At 53.1% G+C, this 5,071-nt stretch carries 6 protein-coding genes and 2 pseudogenes; 5 read left to right on the forward strand and 3 right to left on the reverse strand.

Going from position 1 to position 5,071, the window contains the following annotated elements; translation table 11 throughout:
- From IKE44_RS13185 to IKE44_RS13205, 5 genes and pseudogenes are all read left to right on the forward strand, one after another.
- Positions 1–276 (forward strand): annotated as a pseudogene (locus IKE44_RS13185) (RNA-guided endonuclease TnpB family protein); the annotation flags it as partial.
- Between the two features lie 108 nt (positions 277–384).
- Entirely contained in the window at positions 385–630 is a 246-nt protein-coding gene (locus IKE44_RS13190; protein WP_053532846.1) for a hypothetical protein, read from the forward strand.
- A 209-nt stretch (positions 631–839) separates the two neighbouring features.
- Positions 840–1,634 carry a uroporphyrinogen-III synthase gene (locus tag IKE44_RS13195; protein WP_068896110.1) on the forward strand — a complete coding sequence of 265 codons (795 nt, stop codon included), beginning with the start codon at positions 840–842 and terminating at the stop codon, positions 1,632–1,634.
- Between the two features lie 171 nt (positions 1,635–1,805).
- Positions 1,806–1,901: pseudogene (locus tag IKE44_RS13200) on the forward strand (pyruvate synthase alpha chain); the annotation flags it as partial.
- Positions 1,902–2,018: 117 nt separating this feature from the next.
- Positions 2,019–2,546 (forward strand): hemerythrin domain-containing protein, encoded by a 528-nt coding sequence (locus tag IKE44_RS13205; RefSeq protein ID WP_020278823.1) that lies wholly within the window; start codon positions 2,019–2,021, stop codon positions 2,544–2,546.
- 218 nt (positions 2,547–2,764) lie between these two features.
- Here the strand turns inward: IKE44_RS13205 and narI are convergent, their stop codons facing one another.
- From narI to narH, 3 genes are all read right to left on the reverse strand, one after another.
- Positions 2,765–3,469: a respiratory nitrate reductase subunit gamma gene (narI, locus tag IKE44_RS13210; protein ID WP_121678249.1), complete on the reverse strand. Its 705-nt coding sequence runs from the start codon at positions 3,467–3,469 to the stop codon at positions 2,765–2,767.
- On the reverse strand, positions 3,445–4,020 hold the full coding sequence (narJ, locus tag IKE44_RS13215; RefSeq protein ID WP_014195921.1) for a nitrate reductase molybdenum cofactor assembly chaperone: 576 nt from the start codon (positions 4,018–4,020) through the stop codon (positions 3,445–3,447). The genes narI and narJ overlap by 25 nt, the downstream gene beginning before the upstream one ends.
- Before the next feature lie 54 nt (positions 4,021–4,074).
- Positions 4,075–5,071: nitrate reductase subunit beta (narH, locus tag IKE44_RS13220; protein WP_287466152.1), on the reverse strand; the 997-nt coding region annotated here is incomplete at its 5' end.

Consider the following 5,071-nt stretch of genomic DNA (forward strand, 5'->3'; position numbering starts at 1 on the left):
GGCATTGAATTCCTGAAACAGGAAGAATCCTATACGTCTCAAGCCAGCTTTTTTGACGGCGATGAGATTCCTGAATATAATGCCGACAATCCAAAAGAATATAAGTTCAGCGGCAAACGTATTAAGCGCGGCTTATATCGAACAAAGTCTGGCAAACTAATTAATGCTGATGTCAATGGCGCATTAAACATCTTAAAGAAAAGTAAAGCTGTAGACCTGAGTGTCTTATGCTCTAGCGGCGAAGTGGACACGCCTCAAAGAATAAGGATTGCTTGAAGCAGTCAAACTTCTTTGGAAGGCCCCACTTCAAATTTTCGCTAGAAAATTAAGTGGGGGTAGTTCACAATCATAAGTAGGATCGGATGAGAAGGGGGAACAATCAGAATGGAATGGTATGAACAGCTGTCGGCGTGGATTGCCGAGAAGCAGCCGGTGCGTGTAAAAACCTATCAAGGGGAAGCGGTCGTGCTGCCGGTCAAGCTGTATCAGGACACGCGCAAACTGTTTGTTTACAACCGGCAAATGCGTCTAATGAACATTCCGTTGGACCGGCTCATTTCCGTCGAGCCGAAGCGCATCATCGGTTCCTTTGACCGTCGGGGAGAAGAGGCCATGGTACATACTCGTTGAACGGAGGGCACGCGTCTTTGGACGCGTGTTTTTTTGATGGTGGTCGGCTGTTTCTGCCTGCGGTCTGTTCTGTTGCGCTGGGCTCTATACCCAAGGAAGGCGGCATTCGCGTTGCGATGTGCCAGGGAGCGGAATGGTTTTTGTTGCATAGGCAAAGACCATCTTTTAGAATGGAAAGGACGAACGACTGACCATAAGGGGGAAGGGACATGCATGGCAAACGGATTGCCTTATGCGCGTCACGCAAACTGGACGAAATGACAACGCTTATTGAAAAGCAAGGAGGAACGGCCATCATTCGTCCGGCGCAAGGGACCGTCTTTTCAAAGGGAAGCGAACTGGGAGAGGAAATGCGAACCGTCATCGCCATGCGGCCGGACTGGATCGTATTTACGACGGGAATCGGCTTTGAGGCGCTGTTGGAAGCGGCCGACCGGGAGGGAATGGCTGCTCAATGGCATCGAACGATCAAGGAAGCGAACGTGGCTGCCCGCGGCTATAAAACGGTGACGGCGTTGAAACAAATCGGCGTCACCCCGGTGGCCGCAAGCGAGGACGGGACGACGAAAGGGTTGATTGCTGCTCTTTATGGGCACGACTTTGCGGAAAAAAACGTTGTTGTACAGCTGTACGGCGATACCGCGCCAGCCTTGAAGCAGTTTTTTCTTGAACAAGGCGCTTTGTATACGGAATTGTTGCCATACCGGCATATCGCTCCGGATGAGGAGACACTGGCGACATTGTATAAAGAAATCGTCGGGCGCGAAGTCGATGCCGTCTGTTTTACATCGGCGATGCAAGTCCGCTTTTTCTTTTCGTTCGCCCGCGAGAAAAAAGAGATCGCACCGCTCTTTGACGCGTTTCGCACCGATGTCGTGGCCTGCGCCGTTGGCAAAGTGACAAAAGAAGCATTGGAAGAAGAGGGAGTCGATCGCGTCATCGCCCCGGAACATGAGCGGATGGGAGCGATGATTGTGACGCTTGCCCGTTATTTTCAACAATAAGCCCTGTTGAGGGTTGTTTTATATCAATTGTCCAACCTGCTATATAAGAGACCATCTTTTTGTTAAATGTTTTATATTATGTGTTTCATCAAAAATGCTAAACTGTTTATTTTTTGTCACAGTTTTTCGAACATTTTCCGCTTATAATAAAACTGGGTATGTATTTTTCATATGAAATGGCGGGGCGAGCATGAAACGAAGCTCATTCCAGCAGATGGCGAGCACGGTTCGGCGGGGATTTGCTACGGCGCGTCGCTCATGGGGGCGAGCGCGCTGTTTTTTTTGCGCTTGTCTGTCGGCGGTGTGATATGACTCACAACGATGGAGATGCTGCACACAGTATAATGGAAACAACGGACGGGTCATAAAAAGGAGGAATTGATGATGCATTCATTTTGCCATATGGGCGGCCCTGAAGGGGTGAAATTATGCGCTGGTCTGGCGCAATTAAAACAAGAACACGGCCCGCTGCGCGCCCAAATGGAGCAGCTGCTTGCCGCAGCGGAGGCGATCGGTCGCGGGGAAAATGACCGCAACTGGCGTGAGCCGCTCGCTGATTTGAGAGAAAAAGTTGAATCGTTCGTCGCCGCCCTAGATCCGCATTCGGAGCGGGAAGAAGGCGTATTGTTCCCAATGATGGCTCGGTACATCGGGCGGACGACCGGCCCTATCGCCGTTATGGAATACGAACACGAACAGGCGAAAACGCGACTTTCCATGTTTTTAGAAAAGACCGCCCAGCTGCCGGAGAACATCGACAGCAGGCAGGCGTTGACGCTTGCCGGCGCGGTGATTGAGGCGTATCATATTTTGGATGAGCACTTCATGAAAGAGGAGAACGTGCTCTTCCCGATGGCCGAGCGGTTGTTGTCCGATGCGGAGAAAGAGGAGCTGTTTGCGCGCATTAACTAAGTAACAAATGGAAAACAGGATGCCCCAAACGACGGGCATCCTGTTTTTTATTATTGGTTCATTTGTTGGCCGGTTGTTATGCATGATCGTTAGGGTATGCGGAAGCGCACGTTGTTTCGTTCCCGCCGCCGTTAAAGTTGACAGGCCGGCTGTTAGGCAATCGGTTGCCCCCTCCGCCTGTTCAGTTTAGGGTTCCTGATGTGACGCCCGCCGCTCGCTTACTTGGCGCGGTTGACCGGCTCTGCTTGTTTTGGCATTCGCTTTCGATAGACGACGTAGCTGCGCTGCAAGTAGCGGAGCGGGAAGCTGAATACGTGAACGAGACGGGTGAACGGCCAGACGGCGAACAAACCGAATGCAGCGAGAATATGAATCTGAAACCAAAGCGGCACCGCTTCCATATAAGCTGGGTTCGGACGGAACGTAAGAAGGCCGCGAAACCACGGGCCGATTGTCGTCCGGTAATCAAACCCGTGCGAATCGATGTTCAGAAACGTCGACGACAACCCGCTGGCGATCACGACAAGCAAAAATCCGAGCGCGACCCAGTCGCCGGTGCTGCTTGTCGTCCGTACGCGCTTGACCGTCAAGCGGCGGCGAAAAAGGATCAACAAACCAACGAAGGCCGCCAAGCCGGCCGGAATGCCGCCTGCCAAGGCGAGGGCGTGGTACATCTCTTCTGTCACGCCAAGCGCCTCGTAAAACGGCTTGGGAATGAGAATGCCCATCACGTGGCCGACAAACACGAACAAAATGCCCCAGTGAAAGAGAAGGCTTCCAAGGCGCAACTGCCGTTTTTCAAGCAGTTCGCTTGATTTGGATGTCCAGCCAAACTGGTCGCGCTGGTAGCGCCAAATATGGCCGGCGACAAATAGGACAAGCGCTAAATACGGAACAATCACCCAGAGAAATTGGCTGGCCATGCCGTTGCACCTCCTTTCGGGAGCGGCGTCACGCCGAGTTGAGTGAATGTGTGATTGAGCGCGTCAAACAACTGTGCATACGGGCTGCCTGCCGCTGCCAGCCGGTCGCCGATTTCGCGGATATGGCCGGCATAATCGGCGAGCAAGGCGGTCGTATGCTCTTGATCTGCATAGGCCATCCATTCAAGCATGAGCGGCAAGTAGTCGGGCAGCTCGTGATCGGAGACGGCGAATCCGGCCGCCTCGTAGCGCGCTTTTAAGGCAACGAGTTCGATTCCGCGCTCCCGCTGCTCGCCGTTTGTCATATACGTCAAGTACAAATTCGTTTTTTTGCCGAAATCAAATGTTTCGACATATTGCTCCATCCGCTCTCGAGCCGGGGTGACCGCGAGCTGTTCGGCCACTGCCAAAAGCGGCGCGCGGACGGTTTCATCGTCAAGCGAGCGGATGGCGTCTAGGCAGTCAGGAAGCGATTCGGCCCACTGTTCGTCCGGGTAAGACAACAAATACGATACACATAGAAAGACCGTTTGTTGTTGTTCGCTGTTCATCGTAAATCCTCCATTTCATTATTGAAGGGGGCGGGGCTCGCCTTCTTTCTCCTTTTACAGCGTGCCGCAAGCGCCCGGGCCGCCGGCGAACGCCAGCCCGCAGCTGCCTTGTTCGGCGTAGAGGTCAGCGACTTCTTCGCGGTGCGATGCTGGAATGACGAAGCGGTCTTCGTATTTGGCAATCGCGAGCAAACGGTACATCTCTTCAATGTCTTCACGGCTTAAGCCGAGCGATTCAATGAGACGGGTGTCCGGCTGTTTGTTCGTTTGTTTCGCCCGCATGTATGAGCGCATGGCCGCCATTTTTTTCAATGTCGTGCGGATGTGCGCCGTATCGCCCGCCGTCAGCAAATTCGCCAAATATTCGATCGGAATGCGCATTTCATCAATGGCCGGGAAGATGTCATCGGCGCTCGCTTGGCTTCCTTTTCCTTCGATCGTATTCATGATCGGGCTCAGCGGCGGAATGTACCATACCATTGGCAGCGTCCGGTATTCCGGATGCAGCGGCAAAGCGATTTTCCAGTCGACGATCATTTTGTAAATCGGCGAGCGCTGTGCGGCGGCGATCCATTCGTCTGGGATGCCCGCTTCTTTCGCGGCGGCGGCGACGGCTGGATCGTTTGGATCAAGGAAAATATCAAGCTGGGCGTGGTACAGCTGTTTCTCATCTGTGACGCTCGCCGCTTCTTTCACTTTGTCAGCGTCATACAGCATCACACCGATGTAACGGATGCGGCCGACGCACGTTTCCGAACAAATCGTCGGCATGCCGGCTTCGATGCGCGGGAAGCAGAGCGTGCATTTTTCCGCTTTGTTCGTTTGCCAGTTGAAATACACTTTTTTGTACGGACAGCTTGTGACGCAATACCGCCAAGCGCGGCAGGCGTTTTGGTCGACGAGGACGATGCCGTCCTCGTCGCGTTTGTACATGGCGCCGGACGGACAGGAGGACACGCACGCCGGATTAATGCAGTGCTCGCAAATACGCGGCAGATACATCATAAAGACTTCATCAAATTCTGTTTTGATCGATTCCTCCATTTTTTGA

This window comes from Geobacillus sp., from assembly GCF_017515625.1.
Lineage (GTDB): Bacteria > Bacillota > Bacilli > Bacillales > Anoxybacillaceae > Geobacillus > Geobacillus stearothermophilus.

What these genes read in the sequence shown, in the direction of transcription:
- narJ (WP_014195921.1), bottom strand. Translation starts at nt 4,020, where the DNA reads ATGAACAGCGAACAACAACAAACGGTCTTTCTATGTGTATCGTATTTG.
- narI (WP_121678249.1), bottom strand. Translation starts at nt 3,469, where the DNA reads ATGGCCAGCCAATTTCTCTGGGTGATTGTTCCGTATTTAGCGCTTGTC.
- IKE44_RS13195 (WP_068896110.1), top strand. Translation starts at nt 840, where the DNA reads ATGCATGGCAAACGGATTGCCTTATGCGCGTCACGCAAACTGGACGAA.
- IKE44_RS13205 (WP_020278823.1), top strand. Translation starts at nt 2,019, where the DNA reads ATGCATTCATTTTGCCATATGGGCGGCCCTGAAGGGGTGAAATTATGC.
- IKE44_RS13190 (WP_053532846.1), top strand. Translation starts at nt 385, where the DNA reads ATGGAATGGTATGAACAGCTGTCGGCGTGGATTGCCGAGAAGCAGCCG.